The following is a 20,600-nucleotide window of genomic DNA, read 5'->3' as shown; positions in this document are numbered from 1 at the left end:
CGTTGCATGGGACCGGAGACACGCTCATGGTGCTTGATCAGGATCACCTGATGGTGCGCGACGCGCTGCGCACCTTCGTGCGCGAAGAGATCACGCCGTACGCGGCGCAATGGGACCGCGAGCGCACCTTTCCGCGCGACGTGCACCGGCAGCTCGCCGAGCTCGGTGCTTATGGCGTGCTGGTGCCCGAAGCGTATGGCGGCGCGGGCATGGACGCGCTCGCGCTCGCGTTGATCCTCGAAGAAATCGCGGCCGGCGACGGCGGCACGTCGACCGCGATCTCGGTGAACAACTGTCCCGTGTGCAGCATCCTGCTCACCTATGGCAACGACGCGCAGAAGCGCGACTGGCTCACGCCGCTCGCGCGCGGCGAGATGCTCGGCGCGTTCTGCCTGACCGAGCCGCAAGCGGGCTCGGATGCGTCGGCGCTGCGCACCACCGCGACACGCGACGGCGACGCGTACGTGCTGAATGGCGTCAAACAGTTCATCACGAGCGGCAAGAACGGCGACGTCGCGATCGTGATGGCCGTCACCGACAAGGCCGCTGGCAAGCGCGGCATCAGCGCGTTCATCGTGCCCACCGGCACACCGGGCTACGTGGTCGCGCGGGTCGAAGACAAGCTCGGCCAGCATTCGTCGGATACGGCGCAAATCGTATTCGAGGCGTGCCGCGTGCCGGCCGCGAACCTGATCGGCGCGGAAGGCGAAGGCTACCGGATCGCGTTGTCGGGTCTCGAAGGCGGGCGCATCGGTATCGCCGCGCAAAGCGTCGGCATGGCACGCGCCGCGTTCGAGGCGGCGCTGACTTACGCAAAAGAACGCGAGAGCTTCGGCGCGCCGCTGTTCTCGCACCAGGCGGTGCAGTTTCGCCTTGCCGACATGGCGACCCAACTCGAAGCCGCGCGTCAATTGATCTGGCACGCGGCATCGCTGAAGGACGCGGGCCAGCCGTGTCTGACCGAAGCCGCGATGGCAAAACTGTTCGCCTCCGAAGCGGCCGAGCGCATCTGCTCGGCCGCCTTGCAGATTCACGGCGGCTACGGTTATCTGAGCGACTTCCCGGTCGAGCGGATTTACCGCGACGTGCGCGTGTGCCAGATCTACGAAGGCACGAGCGACATCCAGAAGATCCTGATCGCTCGCGGGCTCAACTGAAATTTCAATGAACAAGCCATTGTTGTCACTGCAAAGACCTGTCGACTGTCCGTGCGGCGGCGCCGCGCCCGACGCACGCGGGGACACCGCGACCAAAGCCCCGCGTTTCGTGCAATGCTGCGGCCGCTATATCGACGGCGGCGAAGCGGCGCCGCGCGCGCTCGAACTGATGCGCTCGCGCTATAGCGCGTACGTGCTCGGTGCAACCGACTACCTGCGCGCGACGTGGGACCCCCGCACCTGCCCCGCCGATCTCGACGTCGATCCCACCGTGCCCGACGCGCCCCGTTGGCTCGGACTGCAGATCAAAGGCTTCGCCGAAAGCGATGCCGATCACGCGACCGTCGAATTCATCGCCCGCTACAAAGTGGGGGGACGTGCTTATCGGTTGCATGAATCGAGTCGATTCGTGCGCGGCGATGATGGCCGCTGGCGTTATGTCGATGGCGACGTCAATGAGTAAATGAAGAGCACGCGCCGATTAAGCAATCGCTGCATTACGCGCCGAAGCTTTCTCGTGCCTTTCACCCGCTCTCGACAAACTTTATAAGGGCCTTTGCATAGGCCTTTTTTCGTTCCTTTCTCGCGGGCTTCTTCGTTGGCCTCGCACCACAGCACTGACACGACCTTTACTCGCCGCTTCCCGCCACATGTCCCCGGCCCTTGCCCGGCAAGGCTTTGAAGCCTCGTTCGCACATGCAGCAATTTTTTCGTCACGGGTTCTCCTTGATTGCACAAAACAAAATTGTCGTGCCAGGATGAGTCCGTAGTTTCATGACGTCACATTGCGAGAGCGGGTCATACCGGCTCCGCAACATGCAAAGGAAGGCTGACCGGCCGCTGATCGAACGCGAGCCGCGCGGACTCCGACAGCATCAAGTGACGTTCATCCTCGACGCGTGGGGTCGCGTCGGCCGTTGGGTTCATCCCGTGCGATCTCGATTTGCGTGCGTGCGCTTCCCGCAACGTTCGCGAGTGAGTCTGTTTGTGTCGAAATCGCGAACGAAAGCTGAATGTCAGCCGCGTTTTGCGCAACCGGACAGCACGGAGTTCAGGACACGTCTTTAAAGCAGGTGCGTCAATGGTGTTGAGCAAGGTTCTGACGAAGTGTGCGGCGATCTGCGCCGCGGCCACGTGTGCTGTCACGATCGCGCATGCCGATCCGCTCGCCTACTCGTCCCTTTCCGCACACGACGCGACGCCGTCGAGCGACATCCAGGGACCGCTGTCGCGCGCCCGCGTGCCGCGCCTCGCGCTGGACGACGACGTCTACCTGCCCACCGCTCACCTGAACGAAAAGATCATCCGCGTGCCGGTCGACGCCGCCGGCACGGTCACGCTTGAAACCACGATCTACAAGCCGGACGGCCCCGGCCCGTTCCCGATGATCGTCTTCAACCACGGCAAGATTCCGGGCGACCCGCGCACGCAGGAACGCAGCGATCCGCTGCCGTTCGCGCGCGAATTCGTGCGCCGCGGTTACGTCGTCGTCGCGCCGAACCGTCAGGGCTTCGGTCACTCGGACGGCGTGTACGAGCAGGACGGCTGCGACGTCGAGCGCAACGGCCTTGGCCAGGCCGGCGACGTCGCAGCGACGATCGATTACATGTCGAAGCAACCTTATGTCGACGCGACGCACATCGCGGTGGCCGGCACCTCGCATGGCGGTCTTGCGACGATCGCATACGGGACCGAAGCGGCGCCCGGCGTGCGCGCGCTGATCAATTTCTCGGGCGGCCTGCGCCAGGACGCCTGCGAAGACTGGCAAGGCAATCTGACGCGCGCATTCGGCGCGTACGGCGAGAAGACTGCGGTGCCGTCGCTGTGGCTCTATGGCGATAACGATTCGGTGTGGAACGCGCCGCTCGTCGCGGGCATGTACGCCGCGTACGGCGCACACGGCGCCAGCGCGAAGATGGTCGACTTCGGCCACTACAAGAACGACGCGCATCGGCTGGTCGGCGACCGCGACGGCGTGCACGTATGGTGGCCGGCCGTCGAAGCGTTCCTCGCGCGCGCCGGTATGCCGACTGCCGTGCAGTATCACGTCGCCGATCCGGCCGCGCCGAAGGCAACCGGATTCGCCGCGCTCGACGCGGTCGACTCGGTGCCGTACCTCGACAACGAGGGCCGCAATGGCTATCGCAACTTCCTGCATCAGTATCCGAGCCGCGCGTTCGCGGTGTCGGATTCGGGCGCGTGGTCGTGGGCCGAGGGCGGCGACGATCCGATGTCGGTGGCGGTGACGAATTGCCAGAAGCAGAGCTCCGATCCGTGCCGGTTGTATGCGGTCGATAACGCGGTCGTGTGGGGCAATCAGAACTCGCAGACGGCGGATGCAAGCGATGCCGATGCCAATGGGCGCAAAGCGATTGCGAGCCGGGAGTGAAGTACGAATAGAGCCGTGAATCGAGGCGTGAATCGCGCCTGATTCTGATGTGCCGCAAGCCCGCCGTATTGGCGGGCTTTTTCTTGTGCGCTCAGTTCCCCCGCAAAAAACACCTCGTCACCCCAAATTCTGGCCAGTAACAGCCCATTACTTTGACGTCGCTATCTCCGTCGATTGGCGAGCTTCCCTCACGAAATCGAACGAGCTGCATCGAACGATGCTAAACCTCGACGCCACCGCGAAAAACGAGCATTTCGCGGTTGATGCGCGCGACCAAATAAACCGCTAATCTCGACCCCGCGCACTCGCCGAGGCTTGCGTGCGTGGCAAAAAAGCACCCTGGAGTACCTCTTTGGAAAAGTCAGCAGTCCCCCCGGTCGCCCCTGAAGATTGGGTCGCCCGCAGCCTGCGCGCGGTGTGGCATCCGTGCACGCAGATGAAGCACCACGAACGTCTGCCGCTGATCCCCGTCGCGCGCGGTCAAGGCGCGTGGCTGTACGATCGCGCCGGTCATCGCTATCTCGACGCGATCAGTTCGTGGTGGGTCAATCTGTTCGGTCATGCGAACCCGCGCATCAACGCGGCGCTGAAAGATCAGCTCGATACGCTCGAACACGCGATGCTCGCCGGCTGCACGCACGAGCCCGCCGTCGAACTCGCGGAACGTCTGCACGCGTTGACCGGCAACACGCTCGGCCACGCGTTCTTCGCGTCGGATGGCGCGTCGGCGGTCGAGATCGCGCTGAAGATGAGCTTTCACAGCTGGCGCAACCGGGGCTACGCCGACAAGCAGGAATTCGTCTGCATCGCCAACAGCTATCACGGCGAGACGATCGGCGCGCTCGGCGTGACCGACGTCGCGCTGTTCAAGGATGCGTACGATCCGCTGATTCGTCACGCCCACGTCGTCGCCTCGCCCGATGTGCGGCTCGCGCAAGCGGGCGAAACCGCCGCCGACGTCGCGCGCCGCGCGCTCGACCATGTGCGTGCGCTGTTCGAGGCGCGCGCGAACCGCATCGCCGCACTGATCGTCGAGCCGCTCGTGCAATGCGCGGCCGGCATGGCGATGCACGACGCGTCGTACGTCGCCGGATTGCGCGCGTTGTGCGACCGGTACGGCGTGCATCTGATCGCCGACGAAATCGCAGTCGGCTGCGGCCGCACCGGCACGTTCTTCGCGTGCGAACAGGCGGGCGTGTGGCCGGACTTCCTGTGTCTGTCGAAAGGCATCAGCGGCGGCTATCTGCCGCTGTCGATCGTGCTGTCGCGCGACGAGATCTTCGCGGCCTTCTATCACGACGACACCGCGCGCGGCTTCCTGCACTCGCACTCGTACACCGGCAATCCGCTCGCGTGCCGCGCCGCGCTCGCGACGCTCGATCTGTTCACGAGCGACGACGTGCTCGCCGCCAACGCACGCAAATCGGCGACCCTCGCGGCCGCGCTCGCGCCGCTCGTCGAGCACGCGCAGGTGCGCAATCTGCGTCAGCGCGGCACGATCTTCGCGTTCGACGCAATGATCGACGATCCTCAGCAAGCCAAAACGTTCTCGCGCCGCTTCTTCGAAAACGCGCTGCAACGCGAGCTGTTGTTGCGCCCGATCGGCACCACCGTGTACCTGATGCCGCCGTACATCCTCGACGACGAAGAACTCGCGCTGCTCGCCACGCGCACGCGCGACACCTTCGACGCCACGCTCGCGGAGGCCCGCTGATGCATCTGCTCGACACACTCGCCGAAGGCCTGAAGGAAATCGACGCGCGCGGCCTGCGCCGACGCCGGCGCACCGCCGACACACCATGCGCTGCGCACATGACGGTCGACGGCCGTGAAATCATCGGCTTCGCGAGCAACGACTATCTGGGCCTTGCCGCGCATCCGCAATTGATCGACGCGATCGCCGAAGGCGCGCGCCTGTATGGCGCGGGCAGCGGCGGCTCGCATCTGCTCGGCGGTCATTCGCGTGCGCATGCGCAACTCGAAGACGATCTCGCCGAATTTGCCGGGGGCTTTCTCGACGACGCCCGCGCGTTGTATTTCAGCACCGGCTATATGGCGAATCTCGCGACGCTGACCGCGCTCGCGGGCCGCGGCACGACGCTGTTCTCCGATGCGCTCAATCACGCTTCGCTGATCGACGGCGCGCGGCTGTCGCGCGCGGATGTGCAGATCTATCCGCACTGCGACGTGGATGCATTGAGCGCGATGCTCGAAGCTTCGGAGGCGGACGTCAAGGTGATCGTGTCCGACACGGTGTTCAGCATGGACGGCGACATCGCGCCGCTGCCGCGTTTGCTCGAACTCGCCGAGCGGCACGGCGCATGGCTGATCGTCGACGATGCGCACGGCTTCGGCGTACTGGGTCCGCAAGGCCGTGGCGCGATCGCGCAGGCCGCGCTGCGCTCGCCGCATCTGATCTCGATCGGCACGCTCGGCAAGGCGGCGGGTGTCTCCGGCGCGTTCGTCGTCGCGCATGCGACCGTGATCGAATGGCTCGTGCAGCGCGCGCGTCCGTATATCTTCACGACCGCGTCGGTGCCGGCGGCCGCGCATGCGGTGTCGGCGAGTCTGCGCATCATCGGCGGCGTGGAAGGCGATGCGCGCCGCGCGCATCTGCAGCAACTGATCGAACGCACGCGCGCGATGCTGAAGGCGACGCCGTGGCTGCCCGTCGATTCACATACGGCCGTGCAACCGCTGATCATCGGCGCGAACGATGCGACGCTCGACATCGCCGCGTCGCTCGATCGCGCGGGGCTGTGGGTGCCCGCGATCCGTCCGCCGACCGTGCCGACCGGCACGTCGCGCCTGCGCATCTCGCTGTCGGCCGCGCACTCCCATGCGGATCTCGACCGGCTCGAGGCCGGCCTGCAACAAGTCGGAGCGCGCGCGGCATGAGCAACATGATTAACGATGACGGCGCGCTGTCGCTGTTCGTCACCGGCACCGATACGGAAATCGGCAAGACCTTCGTGTCGTCGGCGCTATTGCGCGGCTTCGTGCGCGAAGGCCTGCAGGCAGCCGCGATGAAGCCGATCGCGGCGGGCGCGCTCGAAGTGAACGGCGTACTGCACAACGATGACGCGGATCAGCTCGATGCCGCGTCGAGCGTGCTGCTGCCGCCCGCCATGCGCACGCCGTATCTGCTGAGGGAACCGGCCGCGCCGCACATCGCGGCGGCGCTGGAAAACGTCTCGTTCGATCTCGAGCACATCGTCGCGTGCCACAGCCAAGCGTTGAAGCTCGCCGAGGTGGTCGTTGTCGAAGGTGTCGGCGGCTTTCGCGTGCCGTTGACCGCGACGCAGGACACCGCCGATCTCGCCGTCGCGCTGAAGCTGCCGGTGGTGCTGGTGGTCGGCATGCGGCTCGGCTGCATCAGCCACGCGCTGCTGACTGCCGAAGCGATCGCCGCGCGCGGTCTAACGCTCGCGGGCTGGGTCGCGAATCGCATCGACCCGGACATGACCTTTCCCGACGAAAACATCGCGTCGATTCGCGTGCATTTCGCGCAAGCGTACGACGCGCCGTTGCTCGGCGTCGTGCCGCATATCAGCCCGCCGTCGCCGGAGCTTGCAGCGCAACAGCTCGACATTCGACGGCTTCTGCAAACGCTGCGCCAATTGCGCGCGGCATAGCGCTGCCCCGCAGCGCCGAACCCAAATTCATCCGTTTAGGAGGATCGATCACATGACACAACTGAATATCGCAGCGGGCACCGCCGAAGCGAGCGCCGCCAACAGCAATCCGACTGCCGCCGCTACTGAAGCGAAACCGCTCGCGCGCTGGCGCGTCGCCGATATCGTCGCGTTGTACGAACTGCCGTTCAATGACCTGCTGTTTCGCGCGCAGCAAACGCATCGCGAGCATTTCGACGCCAATGCGGTGCAACTGTCGACGCTGCTGTCGATCAAGACCGGCGGCTGCGAAGAGGATTGCGCATACTGTCCGCAATCGGTGCATCACGACACGGGTCTCGCCGCCGACAAGCTGATGCCGGTCGACGAAGTGCTGGCCGCCGCGCAGGTCGCAAAGCAAAACGGCGCAACGCGCTTCTGCATGGGCGCCGCGTGGCGCAATCCGAAGGACCGCCATCTGGAGCCGATCAAGGACATGATCCGCGGCGTGAAGGCGATGGGCCTCGAAACCTGCGTGACGCTCGGCATGCTCGAAACGCACCAGGCGCAAGCGCTGCGCGATGCGGGCCTCGACTACTACAACCACAATCTCGATACGTCGCCGGAGTTCTACGGCCAGATCATTTCGACGCGCACGTACCAGGATCGCCTCGACACGCTCGAACGCGTGCGCGACGCGGGCATCAACGTGTGCTGCGGCGGCATCGTCGGTATGGGCGAATCGCGCCGCGAACGCGCGGGGCTGATCGCGCAGCTCGCGAACATGGAGCCGTATCCGGAATCGGTGCCGATCAACAATCTGGTGCAGGTGCAAGGCACGCCGCTGACCGGGACCGAAGCGATCGATCCGTTCGAATTCGTGCGCACGATCGCGATTGCGCGCATCACGATGCCGCGCGCGATGGTGCGTCTGTCAGCCGGCCGCGAGCAGATGGATGAGTCGTTGCAGGCAATGTGCTTCCTCGCAGGCGCGAATTCGATTTTCTACGGCGATCAGTTGCTGACCACGAGCAACCCGCAGGCGGAAGCGGATCGCAAGCTGCTCGCGCGCCTGGGGATTCGCGCTGAGGCTGCGCAGCAGATGCCGGTCGAGCAGAGTGGGGGCGAGCATGGGTGTGCGCATGGGCATGGGGATCACGGCGTGGCGAATTGAGTCGCGGAACCGCTGAGCCGCATGCGCTGCGTGCACGAACTAATGGTCTGCGTCGCCGCATAGTGGCGAAATTCACCCCGAAAGTTGGACGTTGATCCAATCTTCGGGGTGTTTTTCATGGCGAAGCTTTGATCAGCAATTCAAGAAACCTAATCAATATACAAATTGCGTCAAATTAGGAATTGTCGCAATCGATCGGGTGCATGAAAGCATGTGCGTGCCTCGCTGCGCAAGGAATCCAGGCAATCATTGTCCCGCCCGGTCGCGCATCGATGAACCAGGTTTTTGTGCTTTCGTTATCGGGCAAACGAAGAAATGCGCGGGTACGCGCGAACTCGACGCCCACCACGGCATGCATCTCGAAGCGCACGTGCGTGCGCAAACGCGCGCGATTTGCGTCGAAAAAGTAGAATGAAGCCTGTTCATACCGGGAGGAGACCCGATCCCGCACGCGTCGTCCGATTGCCGTCGCGCGCTCCGGGTCCGTCCCGCTCACGCCCACATCGACGCCGACGCATTCCGCACCGCATGAAAATACTCTTCTACGCACCGCACACCGAAGCCGCCGCGTGGCTGCACGACTTTGCGCGCGCTCTGCCCGCCGCCGAGCTGCGCGAATGGAAGCCCGGCGACACCGGCCCAGCCGATTTCGCGGTGGTCTGGCGTCCGCCGCGCGAGATGCTGGCCGGACGCAATACGCTGCGCGCGATCTTCAATCTCGGCGCTGGCGTCGATGCGATTCTCGCGCTCGAACGCGCGCATCCGGGCACGTTGCCGCCCGAGGTGCCGTTGATTCGCCTCGAAGATACCGGCATGGGCTCGCAGATGGCCGAGTACGTGACGCATGCGGTGCTGCGCTATCTGCGCCGCTTCGACGAATATCAGGTGCTGCAAGGCGAGCGCCGCTGGAAAGTGCTCGAGCCGCATCCGCGCGCAACGTTCACGGTGGCTGTGCTCGGGCTCGGCGTGCTCGGCACGCAGGTCGCGCAAACGCTCGCTTCGTTCGGCCTGCCGGTGCGCGGCTTTACTCGCGGCGAGAAGCAGATCGATGGCATCGCGACGTTCGCCGGCGACGCGCAATTCGATAGCTTCCTCGACGGCGCGAAGGTGCTCGTCAATCTGCTGCCGCATACACCCGACACGGAAAGCGTGCTGAATGCGCGAGTCTTCGCGAAGCTCGCGCGCGGCGCATATCTGATCAACGTCGCGCGCGGCGCGCATCTCGTCGAAGCGGATCTGCTCGCTGCGCTCGCGAGCGGCCAGCTCGCCGCCGCGACGCTCGACGTGTTCCGCGAGGAACCGCTGCCCGCCGATCATCCTTTCTGGCGCGAGCCGCGCGTCACGATCACGCCGCACACGTCGGCGCTGACGTTGCGCGAGGACAGCGTCGCGCAGGTCGCGGACAAGATCGGCGCGATGATGCGCGGCGAGCAGGTGAGCGGCGCAGTGCAACTGGAACGCGGCTACTGAGTGAAACCCGCGCCCGCACGCGTCGCAGGCGTGCGGGCTGAATTGAATTGCAGCAACGCGGCAGCACCCATCCCGGATGGGACAGCGATCAAACCGCATCGGATCGGAGACACATCATGGCCTTACCGAAGCAAGTGAAAATCGTCGAAGTGGGTCCGCGCGACGGGCTGCAGAACGAGAAGGAATTCGTGCCGACCGCGACCAAGATCGAGCTGATCAACCGTCTGTCGGCGGCGGGCTTCCCCAACGTCGAAGCGGCGTCGTTCGTGTCGCCGAAATGGGTGCCGCAGATGGCCGACGGCGCCGACGTGATGGCCGGCATCGAGCGCCGCGATGGCACGATTTACTCGGTGCTGACGCCGAACCTGCGCGGTTTCGAAGGCGCGCTCGCCGCGCGCGCCGACGAGATCGTCATCTTCGGCGCGGCGAGCGAGGCGTTCTCGCGGAAGAACATCAACTGCAGCATCGCGGAGAGCATCGAGCGATTCGCGCCAGTCGCCGCGGTGGCGAAACAACATAAGCTGCGGATTCGCGGCAGCGTGTCATGCGCGCTCGGCTGTCCGTACCAGGGCGAAGTGCCGGTCGCGTCGGTCGTCGACGTCGTCAAGCGCTTCGCGGCGCTCGGCTGCGACGAGATCGATATCGCCGACACGATCGGCGTCGGCACGCCGAAGCGCACCCGCGAAGTGTTCGAGGCCGTGACCGACGTGTTTCCGCGCGAGCATCTGTCGGGACACTTCCACGACACCTATGGCCAGGCGCTCGCGAACATCTACGCGGCGCTGCTCGAAGGCGTCGAGATTTTTCATGCGTCGGTCGCGGGGCTCGGCGGCTGTCCGTATGCGAAGGGCGCGACCGGCAACGTCGCGACCGAAGACGTGCTGTATCTGATGAACGGCCTCGGCATCGAGACCGGTATCGACCTCGCGCAAGTGGTCGAAATCGGCGACTTCATTTCGAACGCGATCGGCCGGTCCAACGTGTCGCGCGCCGGTAAAGCGCTGCTCGCGAAGGCGCGCAGCGAAGCAAACACCTGCGTATAACCGCAGCATCCATTTTCATTCAGGGTCCCAAACAATGAACGACCTCGCGTCCTTCGACTCCGACGATTTCGCCGCGCTGCCCGACTCGGCACGCCGCGTCGCGCTGCTGCTGCGCGAACGCGGTCACGCGGGGCGAATCGTGATGCTGCCGGAAACCGGCAAGACTTCCGCCGAAGCGGCCGCCGGACTCGGCTGCTCGGTCGCGCAGATCGCGAAGTCGATCCTGTTCCGGCGCCGCGAAGACGACGCGCCGGTGCTCGTGATCGCGAGCGGCGCGAATCGTGTCGACGAAAAGAAAGTGGCCGCGCAGGTCGGCGAGATCGGCCGCGCGGACGCGAAGTTCGTGCGCGAAAAAACCGGCTATGCGATCGGTGGCGTGTGCCCGGTCGGTCACGCGACCGAGCCGGTCACGTTGATCGATGCGGATCTGCTCGAGCTGGAGAGCCTGTGGGCGGCCGCCGGTCATCCGCACGCGGTGTTCAATCTGACGGCGCAGGAGCTGATCTCGCTCACAGGCGCGCCGGTCGTCGATGTCGCGTTGCGCGAGCCGGCCTGAACACGATGGCGAGCGGCAACGATTACGACGACACGGACGACGGCGGTTGCGTGCCGTCGCCGTGCATCAGCGTGTGCAGGATGGATGCATCGACCGGCTGGTGCGAAGGATGCCTGCGCACGATCGACGAAATCGCCAGCTGGTCGACGCTCGACAACGACGCGAAGCGCGCGGTGTGGGACGCGATCGAAGTGCGCCACGCGACGTTAATGGCGCTGCGCACGACATCGACGACGAAGGAGAAGCAATGAACGCCGCGCCGCGCATCGTGACGCCCGGTGAGACGTTCAGTTCGACGCTCGAGTTGTCGGTGGATTCGATCAAATCGTTCGCGACGCTCGTCGTCGATCTGAACCCGTTGCATCACGATGAAGCGTATGCCGCGCAAAGCCGCTTTGGAGGCTTGATCGCGTCGGGCACGCAACCCACCGCGTATTTCATGGCGCTGCTCGCCACGCATTTCTCTACTTACGCGCAACCGCTCGGCCTCGAATTCGATATCAAGCTGAAGAAGGCAGTGCAGGCGCACGACACGCTGACGATCACGTGGCGTGTGCGCGACGCTCACTGGAAGCCGAGCCTGAACGGCGATCTGACCTATCTCGAAGGTTCGGTGGTCAATCAGCGCGGCGAGCTGATGTTGACGGGAACCTCGACGATCCTCGTGATGCCGAAGCCCGACGCAGTCGCAAACGCGCACGCGAGCACGGCCACGCCATGATCGCGCTGCCCGCATCGATCCGGGTTTTCGAACGCGGCTGGCTGTCGTCGAACAACGTGCTGCTCGTCGACGACACATGCGCCGCGCTGGTCGATACCGGCTATGCGACGCACGCATCGCAGACGGTCGCGCTGGTACGCAATGCGTTGCGCACGCGGCCGCTCGATCTGATCGTCAACACGCATCTGCATTCGGATCACTGCGGCGGCAACGCACTGTTGCAGGCAACGTGGCCGTGCCGCACGCTGATTCCGTCATCCGAAGCCGATGCCGTGCGCGGCTGGGACGAAACTCGCCTCAGCTTTCGCGCGACTGGTCAAACCTGCGAGCGCTTCGGCTTCACCGGCACGCTGGCACCCGGCGCACGTTTGCGGCTGGGCGCACTCGACTGGCAGGTGCTCGGCGCGCCCGGCCACGATCCGCATTCGCTGATGCTCTATTGCGCGGACGAACGCTTGCTGATCAGCGCGGATGCGCTGTGGGAAAACGGCTTCGGTGTGATCTTTCCAGAACTCGAAGGCGAAAGCGGCTTCGCCGAGCAGCAAGCCGTGCTCGACCTGATCGCAACGCTCGACGTGCGCGTCGTCATCCCAGGCCACGGCGCGCCGTTCACGCAGGTCGAAGCGGCGCTCGAACGCGCGATGTCGCGCGTCGCCTGGTTGCGCGCCGATCCCGCGCGCAACGCAAGGAACGCGCTGAAGGTGCTGATCGTATTCAAGCTGCTCGAAGTCCGCGAGATGAGCGTGGACACGCTTTTGCGCATGCTCGACGACGCGGCCGTGATGCGCGCGGCCGCCTCGATGCTGAAGCCGCGCGGCGAATGGCCCGCGTTGCTGAAGGGAATGATCGGGGAGCTCGCGGCGAACGATGGACCGCTCGAAGTGGACGGCACGCGCATTCTCGCGCGGCATTGAACTGTGATGTGACCGCTTCGACCGGCGCGCTGGAAAAGCGCACCGGAACGCAAAACCGTGCTGCCAAAAAGAAAACCGCTCGACGAAGCGAGCGGCGGAACATCTGTTGGACGTGATCAGCGTCGCTGTCGATGATACGCGTGTGGGTTTTTGCATCGCATCGGTGATTTCCCTACAGAAATTAGACGCCACGTTTTACGAATGCATACATGATCTGTCATCAAACGGCGTTAGGCGCTTGAACGCTTGCGCGTTGTTCCGGGATCCGTAGCAATATCCGATTGAATGTCGAATCGGCATCACGTGGACGATAAGCGCTTTCTCTGCGGCACGATCCGCCACCCGAGATTGACGCCCGCCGCCGCCAGCAGAATCAGCGCGGCGCCGAGCACCTGAATCCATGCGAGCGTCTGTCCGAACGCGAGCCGGTCGACGATGATCGCGACCACCGGATAGATGAACGACAACGCGCCCGTCATCGACGTCGGCAGCTTCTGGATCGCGCCATACAGCAGCACGTACATGAGACCGGTATGGACGACGCCGAGCACGATCAGTTCGAGCCACTGCGCGCCGTTTGCCGGCAACGCGTCGAAGCGTACGAACGGCGCGAGCAACAGCACGCCGAGCGATACCTGAATCAGCGCGAGCAGATGCGGCGGCGTGCCCTTCAGCCGCTTCGTGATGATCGACGACACCGCGTACATCGCCGCCGCGCCGACCGCATAGGCGACGCCGACCAGATACTGCCCCGGCACCGCGAGCACGGCCGGCTCGACCTTCACGACGAACACGAGCCCGACGAACGCGACCACGAGCCACGCGATCGTCGATGCGCTGATGCGCTCGCGAAACACCAGCGCGCCGAGGCCGACCAACATGAACGGCTGCGTGTTGTAGACGGCCGTCGCCATTGAGATCGACGCGCGTGAATACGCGGCGAACAGCAATACCCAGTTCACGACGATCGCCGCGCCGCCGAGCAACGCGAGGCCGAGCATCTTCCACGAAAACAGCTCGCGGCGGAACAGGCCGAGTACGGCGCACACGAGCGCGAGCGTCGCGCCGCCGAAAATGCAGCGGAAAAACACCACGTTGAAGGGGCTTTGCTGCGAAGACACGACGAGCCAGCCGATCGTGCCCGACATCAGCATCGCGACGCTCATCTCCGCCGCGCCACGGCGGATGTCGCTGGGCGAACTGCTCGAGGTCGTGACGGAAGCCTTGTTTGAAGCCATGATTCGATCCCGGATTGTGACTGCATAACTGGCAGTGTAATTAATCCACCCGCGCGAATACATGGCTAAACTTAAGCGTTACCGCATTTGCACCTCATAAACGAAGGCCATCATGAGCAAACGCCTTGCATCGATCACGCCGGTCGCACTCGACGACACCGACCGCGCACTGCTCGCCGCGCTCGCGCAGGACGCGCGCCAGCCGGTCAGCGAACTCGCGCGCGTCGTCGGCTTATCGGCGCCCAGCACGGCCGAACGCGTGCGGCGGCTCGAAGCGCAGGGCGTGATCGAGCGCTTCACCGTGCAGATCGATCCGCGCGCGCTCGGCTTCACGCTGCAGGCGGTAGTGCGCGTGAAGCCGCTGCCCGGGCAGCTGCATCTGGTGGAGGAAGTGATCCGGCGCATTCCGGAGTTCGTCGAATGCGACAAGGTGACCGGCGACGACTGTTTCATCTGCCGCCTGTACTTGCATTCGATCGAGCAGCTCGACGAGATCCTGTCGAAAGTGACCGAGCGCGCGGAGACCAGCACGGCGATCGTCAAGTCGACGCCGGTCGCGCGACGGCTGCCGCCGCTCGGCTAACGAAGGTCCATCGCTGGTCAAACGAAGGTCGCGCGAAGCAGCCCGGCGCTTATGGTTCGAGCGCCTCGAAAAACGACAGCATCTCGGCGACCAGTTCGTCCGGCGCTTCCTCGGGCAGATAGTGCCCGCACGATAGCGCGCGGCCGCTCACGTCGCGCGCGACATGCCGCCATTCGTCGAGCGCATCGAAGCATTTTTCGATCACACCCTTGTCGCCCCACAGCACCCGCAGCGGACAGCCGATCTTGTTGCCGCGCTCGATATCGGCGCGATCATGTTCGAGGTCGATGCTCGCCGACGCGCGATAGTCCTCGCACATCGCGTGCACCGCACCCGGTTGCGCGAGCGCCGCCCGATACGCGTCGAGCGCAGTGGGATCGAACGGAGCGAGACCCGCGTGACGTCCGCCCATCACCGCGTCGACATAGGCGGCCGGATTTGCGCCGATCAACGTTTCGGGCAGCGGCTCGGGCTGGATCAGGAAGAACCAGTGGAAGTAGTGCGTTGCGAACGCGCGGTCGGTGGCTTCGTACATCGCGAGTGTCGGCGCGATATCGAGCAGCATCAAACGCTCGACCGCGTCGGCGTGATCGAGCGCCATCCGGTGCGCGACGCGCGCGCCGCGATCGTGCGCACAGACGAGGAAGCGCTCGAAGCCGAAGTGGCGCATCACCGCGACCTGGTCGGCGGCCATCACGCGTTTCGAATACGGTGCGTGCGCGGCATCGCTCGGCGGTTTGCCCGACGCGCCATAGCCGCGCAGATCGGTTGCGATCACCGTGAAGTGCTGCGCGAGCGGCGCGGCGCAGCGTTCCCAGATCAGATGCGATTGCGGATGGCCGTGCAGCAGAAGCAGAGGCGGCCCGGCGCCGCCCTTCACTCCGAAAATGTCGACATCGCCCACGGCGACGCGAAAAGACGTGAAATTTTCGAAGGCCATGACGTCTCGTTGATCGTTTGAGGTCCGTGCATTGTAGAAGGCCAACAGGTCCGTGCGAGGTGGGATATCCCACGCAGACATGGAACCTGAATACTCCTTCGAACCGTTCCAAACGGGCCTACCGCGCGCGGGTCACCCGCTTCGCCTATAATCGAACGACCGTTCTTAAATGTTTGGCGCGACTTCGGCATGCCGGTTTCGTTCGATTGCCACACGCATTCGCCGGTCAACACGGCGCAAGCCGTGTGCCGCTAAACTCATTCATCTATTCGCCGGGCGCACGTCGCACCGGTTGGCCCAACCTGGAGACTCGCACCATGGCATTGCCCGCCGTTCTGCAAAACCTCGCGCTGCCCGTCGTCGCTTCGCCGATGTTCATCGTCAGCTATCCCGAACTCGTGCTGGCGCAGTGCAAGGCCGGTATCGTCGGCTCGTTCCCTGCCCTCAACGCGCGCCCGGCCGAACTGCTCGACGAATGGCTGACGCAGATCCAGGCGCAACTCGCCGGGCACAAGGCCGCGAACCCGGATGCGGTGATCGGCCCGATCGCGGTCAATCAGATCGTTCATCAGTCGAATACGCGGCTCGAGCACGACGTGCGCGTCTGCGTCGAACACAAGGTGCCGATCTTCATCACCAGCCTGCGCGCGCCGGCACGCGAGATCGTCGATGCGGTGCATAGCTACGGCGGCATCGTGCTGCACGACGTGATCAATCTGCGTCATGCGCAGAAAGCGCTGGAAGCCGGCGTCGACGGGCTGATTCTGGTCGCATCCGGCGCGGGCGGCCACGCGGGCACCACCTCGCCGTTCGCGCTGGTCGGCGAGGTGCGGCGCATTTTCGACGGCCCGATCGTGCTGTCGGGCTCGATCGCCAACGGCGGCTCGATTCTCGCCGCGCAGGCGATGGGCGCGGACCTCGCGTACATGGGCACACGCTTCATCGCCACCAAAGAAGCGCACGCGGTCGACAGCTACAAGCAGGCGATCATCAACGCGAAGGCGTCGGACATCATCTACACGAACCTGTTCACCGGCGTGCACGGCAACTACATCCGCGAGAGCATTGCGAACGCGGGGCTCGATCCCGACGCGCTGCCCGAATCGGACAAGACCAGGATGAACTTCGGCGGCGACAAGACGAAGGCGTGGAAGGACATCTGGGGCGCGGGCCAGGGCGTCGGCCTGATGGACGACGTGCCGGACGTCGCCGAGCTCGTGCGGCGTCTGAAGAAGGAATACAACGACGCGAAGGCGCGGCTCGGCATCGCGCGCTGAGGTGAAGAACGGAGCGGGCCGGGCCGCCCGCTCGCTCGCGGCCTACATATTCCGCCGATACTGCCCGCCCACCTCGAACAGCGCGTGGGTGATCTGCCCGAGCGAACACACGCGCACCACGTCCATCAGCACCGCGAACACGTTGCCGTCGTCGATCACCGCGCGCTTGAGGCGTTCGAGCGCCTCAGGCGCGGCGTCGCGGTGGCGCGCCTGGAAGTCGCGCAACCGCCGCAGCTGACTCTGCTTCTCCGCGTCGGTGGAACGCGCGAGCACCAGCGGCCGCGGCGCTTCATGCGGATGCGCGCTCAGGAACGTATTGACGCCGACGATCGGATACGAACCGTCATGCTTGCGATGCTCGTACAGCATCGACTCGTCCTGAATCCGTCCGCGCTGATAGCCGGTTTCCATCGCGCCGAGCACGCCGCCGCGCTCTGTCAGCCGCTCGAATTCGGCGAGCACAGCCTCCTCGACCAGATCGGTCAATTCATCGATCACGAAACTGCCCTGATTCGGATTCTGGTTCTTCGCGAGCCCCCATTCGCGATTGATGATCAGCTGGATCGCAACTGCGCGGCGCACCGATTCCTCGGTCGGCGTCGTGATCGCTTCGTCGAACGCATTGGTGTGCAGCGAGTTGCAGTTGTCGTAGATCGCGATCAGCGCCTGCAGCGTCGTGCGGATGTCGTTGAAATCGATCTCCTGCGCGTGCAGGCTGCGGCCCGACGTCTGCACGTGATACTTGAGCTTCTGACTACGCTCGTTCGCGCCATAGCGCTCGCGCATCGCGACCGCCCAGATGCGTCGCGCGACGCGGCCGAGCACCGTGTACTCCGGGTCCATGCCGTTCGAGAAGAAGAACGACAGATTCGGCGCGAAGTCGTCGATCGACATGCCGCGCGCGAGATACGCCTCGACGTAGGTGAAGCCGTTCGCGAGCGTGTACGCGAGCTGCGAGATGGGGTTCGCGCCGGCCTCGGCGATGTGATAGCCGGAAATCGACACCGAATAGAAATTGCGCACGCCGTGTTCGACGAAATACGCCTGAATGTCACCCATCACCTTCAGGCTGAATTCGGTCGAGAAGATGCAGGTGTTCTGCCCCTGGTCTTCTTTCAGGATGTCGGCCTGCACGGTGCCGCGCACGTTTTCGAGGGCGGCGCGGCGCGTTGCGGCGAGTTCGGCTTCGGTCAACGGGCGGCCTTGCTGTTGCTCGCCCAGCGCGATCTGCTGCTCGATCGCGACGTTGAAGAACATCGCGAGGATCGTCGGCGCGGGGCCGTTGATCGTCATCGAGACCGACGTATCCGGCGAGCACAGATCGAAGCCGTCATACAGCGTCTTCATGTCGTCGAGCGTGGCGACCGACACACCCGAATTGCCGACCTTGCCGTAGATGTCCGGGCGCTCGTGCGGCTCCTCACCGTACAGCGTCACCGAGTCGAACGCGGTGGATAGCCGTTTGGCCGGCATGCCTTCCGACAGCAGCCTGAAGCGACGATTCGTGCGCTGCGGATCGCCCTCGCCCGCGAACATGCGCGTCGGGTCCTCGTTCTCGCGACGAAACGGAAACACGCCAGCGGTGAATGGGAAATAGCCGGGCAGATTGTCGAGCATCAGCCAGCGCAGGATCTCGCCGTGATCGACGAATTTTGGCAGCGACACTTTGCGGATTTCGGAGCCGGACAGCGTCGTGACCGTCAGCGCGGTGCGGATTTCGCGCTTGCGGATGCGCACCACATGTTCGTCGCCCGCATAGGCGGCCACCGTTTGCGGCCACGCGTCGAGCAGCTTGCGTTCGCGCTCGCCGAGCGCGGCGCCGCGTTGGTCGATCAGCGCATCGAGCGACGAGGCGTCGCTGCCCGCCTCGCCGAGCATGCGGCGCGTCTCGACGATCTGCCAGCGTTCCCGCGCGATTTGCGCCTGCGCGTCGGCGCGCGCTCGATAGCCGCGTACCGTCTGCGCGATGTCGGCCAGATAGCGCACGCGCGCGGGCGGCACGATTGCATGCAGGTTGCTCGAAAAGCGCAGGCCTTCGGTCGCGCCGAGCCGTGCGCCGCCCTCGCGCAGGCCGTGCGTGCGCAGCGCATTAGCGATGCGCCGGTACAGCGCGCTCACGCCGTCGTCGTTGAAGCGCGACGCGATCGTGCCGAACACCGGCATCGCGTCGGGCGATGTCGCGAAGTCCCCGCGATTGCGCTGCACCTGCTTCGCGACGTCGCGCAGCGCATCCTGCGCACCCTTGCGATCGAATTTGTTGATCGCGACGAAGCTCGCGAAGTCGAGCATATCGATCTTCTCGAGCTGGCTCGCGGCGCCGAACTCCGGCGTCATCACGTACAGCGATTCGTCGACGAACGGCACGATCGCCGCATCGCCCTGACCGATCCCCGACGTCTCGACGACGATCAGATCGAAGCCCGCCACCTTGCACAGCATCAGCGCGGCGGGTAGCGAATCGGAGAGTTCGGTCGACGCCTCGCGCGTCGCCATCGAGCGCATATAAATGCGGGCGCCGTCGCCCCAATCGCCGATCGCATTCATGCGGATGCGGTCGCCGAGCAGCGCGCCGCCGGATTTTCGCCGCGACGGATCGATCGCGAGCACGGCGATGTTCAGCGAGTCGCCGTGGTCGAGCCGGAAGCGGCGGATCAGCTCGTCGGTCAGCGACGACTTGCCCGCGCCGCCGGTGCCGGTGATGCCGAGCACCGGGATGCGTGGCGCTTGCGCGAGCGTCGCTAGCTGGTCGCGCGCGGCGGCGTCGACGCTGTTCGTTTCGAACGCGCTGATCAGTTGCGCGAGGCGGCGGAAGATCGGCGCGGCGGGATCGGCGGGGTGCGAGCCAGCAGCAGTGCCAGCGTGCGGAGCATGGGCCTCACCGCAACGCGGCAACGGCCGCGCGGCCAGCTCGGCGAGCCATTCGCGCACCGGCGTCGGCCGCGCCGCGTCGGCCGCGCGCGCCCCTTCGACGCAGCGCGCGATCATGTCGTCGATCATGCCTTGCAGACCGAGCCGCTGACCGTCGTGCGGCGAGTAGATTTTTTCGACGCCGTCGCGTTCGAGTGCGGCAATTTCCTCGGGGACGATCACGCCCCCGCCGCCGCCGAACACCTTGATGCGCTCGCCGCCGCTTGCACGCAGCAAATCCACCAGGTAGCGGAAGTATTCGTTGTGGCCGCCCTGATAGCTCGACACGGCGACGCCGTCGGCGTCCTCGTTGAGCGCGGCGGTCGCGACTTCGGCGACTGAGCGGTTGTGGCCGAGGTGGATCACCTCGACGCCGCTTGCCTGCAGGATGCGCCGCATGATGTTGATCGACGCGTCGTGGCCGTCGAACAACGCGGCGGCGGTGACGAAGCGCAGGCGCCGGCCCGCGGGCAGCTCGTGGCTGCCGGCACGCTGCGGCGTGGACAGATCGGTCATGTCTCCCCCAGATCATTTAACTGATGGGTGTTCACAATCAGTATATAGAAACGGGGTAACACGGCGCCGGGGCGCGGGGCGGGCGATTGGCGACGTATGCT

18 protein-coding genes are annotated in these 20,600 nt (G+C 65.1%); 15 read left to right on the top strand and 3 right to left on the bottom strand.

Annotation, left to right across the window (positions count from 1 at the left end; genetic code table 11):
* Positions 1-26: 26 nt before the first annotated feature.
* The 13 genes from OKW37_RS05445 (at position 27) to OKW37_RS05385 (ending at position 13,038) form a co-directional block, all read left to right on the top strand.
* Complete coding sequence (locus OKW37_RS05445) at positions 27-1,157, top strand: acyl-CoA dehydrogenase family protein (RefSeq protein WP_429407650.1); 1,131 nt, start codon at positions 27-29, stop codon at positions 1,155-1,157.
* Positions 1,158-1,164: 7 nt separating this feature from the next.
* The gene (locus OKW37_RS05440) at positions 1,165-1,620 is read left to right on the top strand and encodes a YchJ family protein (protein ID WP_429407652.1); all 456 of its coding nucleotides are present in this window, start codon (positions 1,165-1,167) and stop codon (positions 1,618-1,620) included.
* A 618-nt stretch (positions 1,621-2,238) separates the two neighbouring features.
* Positions 2,239-3,546 (top strand): dienelactone hydrolase family protein, encoded by a 1,308-nt coding sequence (locus OKW37_RS05435; RefSeq protein WP_429407654.1) that lies wholly within the window; start codon positions 2,239-2,241, stop codon positions 3,544-3,546.
* Between the two features lie 352 nt (positions 3,547-3,898).
* Complete coding sequence (gene bioA, locus OKW37_RS05430) at positions 3,899-5,260, top strand: adenosylmethionine--8-amino-7-oxononanoate transaminase (protein WP_429407656.1); 1,362 nt, start codon at positions 3,899-3,901, stop codon at positions 5,258-5,260.
* On the top strand, positions 5,260-6,444 hold the full coding sequence (gene bioF / locus OKW37_RS05425) for an 8-amino-7-oxononanoate synthase (protein ID WP_429347150.1): 1,185 nt from the start codon (positions 5,260-5,262) through the stop codon (positions 6,442-6,444). The genes bioA and bioF overlap by 1 nt, the downstream gene beginning before the upstream one ends.
* Complete coding sequence (gene bioD / locus OKW37_RS05420; protein ID WP_429407658.1) at positions 6,441-7,181, top strand: dethiobiotin synthase; 741 nt, start codon at positions 6,441-6,443, stop codon at positions 7,179-7,181. The genes bioF and bioD overlap by 4 nt, the downstream gene beginning before the upstream one ends.
* A 52-nt stretch (positions 7,182-7,233) precedes the next feature.
* Positions 7,234-8,334: a biotin synthase BioB gene (gene bioB / locus OKW37_RS05415; protein ID WP_429407660.1), complete on the top strand. Its 1,101-nt coding sequence runs from the start codon at positions 7,234-7,236 to the stop codon at positions 8,332-8,334.
* Positions 8,335-8,862: 528 nt separating this feature from the next.
* Positions 8,863-9,804 (top strand): 2-hydroxyacid dehydrogenase, encoded by a 942-nt coding sequence (locus OKW37_RS05410; protein ID WP_429407662.1) that lies wholly within the window; start codon positions 8,863-8,865, stop codon positions 9,802-9,804.
* A 116-nt stretch (positions 9,805-9,920) separates the two neighbouring features.
* Positions 9,921-10,847, top strand: coding sequence for a hydroxymethylglutaryl-CoA lyase (locus OKW37_RS05405; protein WP_429407664.1), 927 nt, complete (start codon positions 9,921-9,923; stop codon positions 10,845-10,847).
* 34 nt (positions 10,848-10,881) lie between these two features.
* Positions 10,882-11,403, top strand: a complete 522-nt coding sequence (locus tag OKW37_RS05400) for a YbaK/EbsC family protein (protein ID WP_429407666.1) — start codon at positions 10,882-10,884, stop codon at positions 11,401-11,403.
* Between the two features lie 5 nt (positions 11,404-11,408).
* Positions 11,409-11,654, top strand: a complete 246-nt coding sequence (locus OKW37_RS05395; protein ID WP_429407668.1) for a DUF1289 domain-containing protein — start codon at positions 11,409-11,411, stop codon at positions 11,652-11,654.
* The gene (locus OKW37_RS05390) at positions 11,651-12,124 is read left to right on the top strand and encodes a MaoC family dehydratase (protein ID WP_187612558.1); all 474 of its coding nucleotides are present in this window, start codon (positions 11,651-11,653) and stop codon (positions 12,122-12,124) included. Before OKW37_RS05395 ends, OKW37_RS05390 begins: the two co-directional genes overlap by 4 nt.
* The gene (locus OKW37_RS05385) at positions 12,121-13,038 is read left to right on the top strand and encodes an MBL fold metallo-hydrolase (protein WP_184062674.1); all 918 of its coding nucleotides are present in this window, start codon (positions 12,121-12,123) and stop codon (positions 13,036-13,038) included. The genes OKW37_RS05390 and OKW37_RS05385 overlap by 4 nt, the downstream gene beginning before the upstream one ends.
* 299 nt (positions 13,039-13,337) lie before the next feature.
* Here the strand turns inward: OKW37_RS05385 and OKW37_RS05380 are convergent, their stop codons facing one another.
* Positions 13,338-14,276: a DMT family transporter gene (locus OKW37_RS05380; protein ID WP_187618022.1), complete on the bottom strand. Its 939-nt coding sequence runs from the start codon at positions 14,274-14,276 to the stop codon at positions 13,338-13,340.
* A 112-nt stretch (positions 14,277-14,388) separates the two neighbouring features.
* Here OKW37_RS05380 and OKW37_RS05375 point away from each other — a divergent pair, with 112 nt between their 5' ends.
* Positions 14,389-14,859 carry an Lrp/AsnC family transcriptional regulator gene (locus tag OKW37_RS05375; RefSeq protein ID WP_184026307.1) on the top strand — a complete coding sequence of 157 codons (471 nt, stop codon included), beginning with the start codon at positions 14,389-14,391 and terminating at the stop codon, positions 14,857-14,859.
* A gap of 49 nt (positions 14,860-14,908) precedes the next feature.
* Here the strand turns inward: OKW37_RS05375 and OKW37_RS05370 are convergent, their stop codons facing one another.
* Complete coding sequence (locus OKW37_RS05370) at positions 14,909-15,799, bottom strand: alpha/beta fold hydrolase (protein WP_429407671.1); 891 nt, start codon at positions 15,797-15,799, stop codon at positions 14,909-14,911.
* 317 nt (positions 15,800-16,116) lie between these two features.
* On the opposite strand from OKW37_RS05370, the gene OKW37_RS05365 reads away from it, so the two are divergent.
* The gene (locus OKW37_RS05365) at positions 16,117-17,076 is read left to right on the top strand and encodes an NAD(P)H-dependent flavin oxidoreductase (protein ID WP_429407673.1); all 960 of its coding nucleotides are present in this window, start codon (positions 16,117-16,119) and stop codon (positions 17,074-17,076) included.
* Between the two features lie 42 nt (positions 17,077-17,118).
* On the opposite strand, the gene icmF is transcribed toward OKW37_RS05365, so the two are convergent.
* On the bottom strand, positions 17,119-20,499 hold the full coding sequence (icmF, locus tag OKW37_RS05360) for a fused isobutyryl-CoA mutase/GTPase IcmF (protein ID WP_429407675.1): 3,381 nt from the start codon (positions 20,497-20,499) through the stop codon (positions 17,119-17,121).
* Positions 20,500-20,600: the final 101 nt, after the last annotated feature.

It is taken from the genome of Paraburkholderia sp. MM5482-R2, assembly GCF_050436125.1.
GTDB lineage: Bacteria > Pseudomonadota > Gammaproteobacteria > Burkholderiales > Burkholderiaceae > Paraburkholderia > Paraburkholderia tuberum.
Note: the sequence above shows the minus strand (reverse complement) of the source record. Positions and strands in the feature narration are given on the sequence as shown.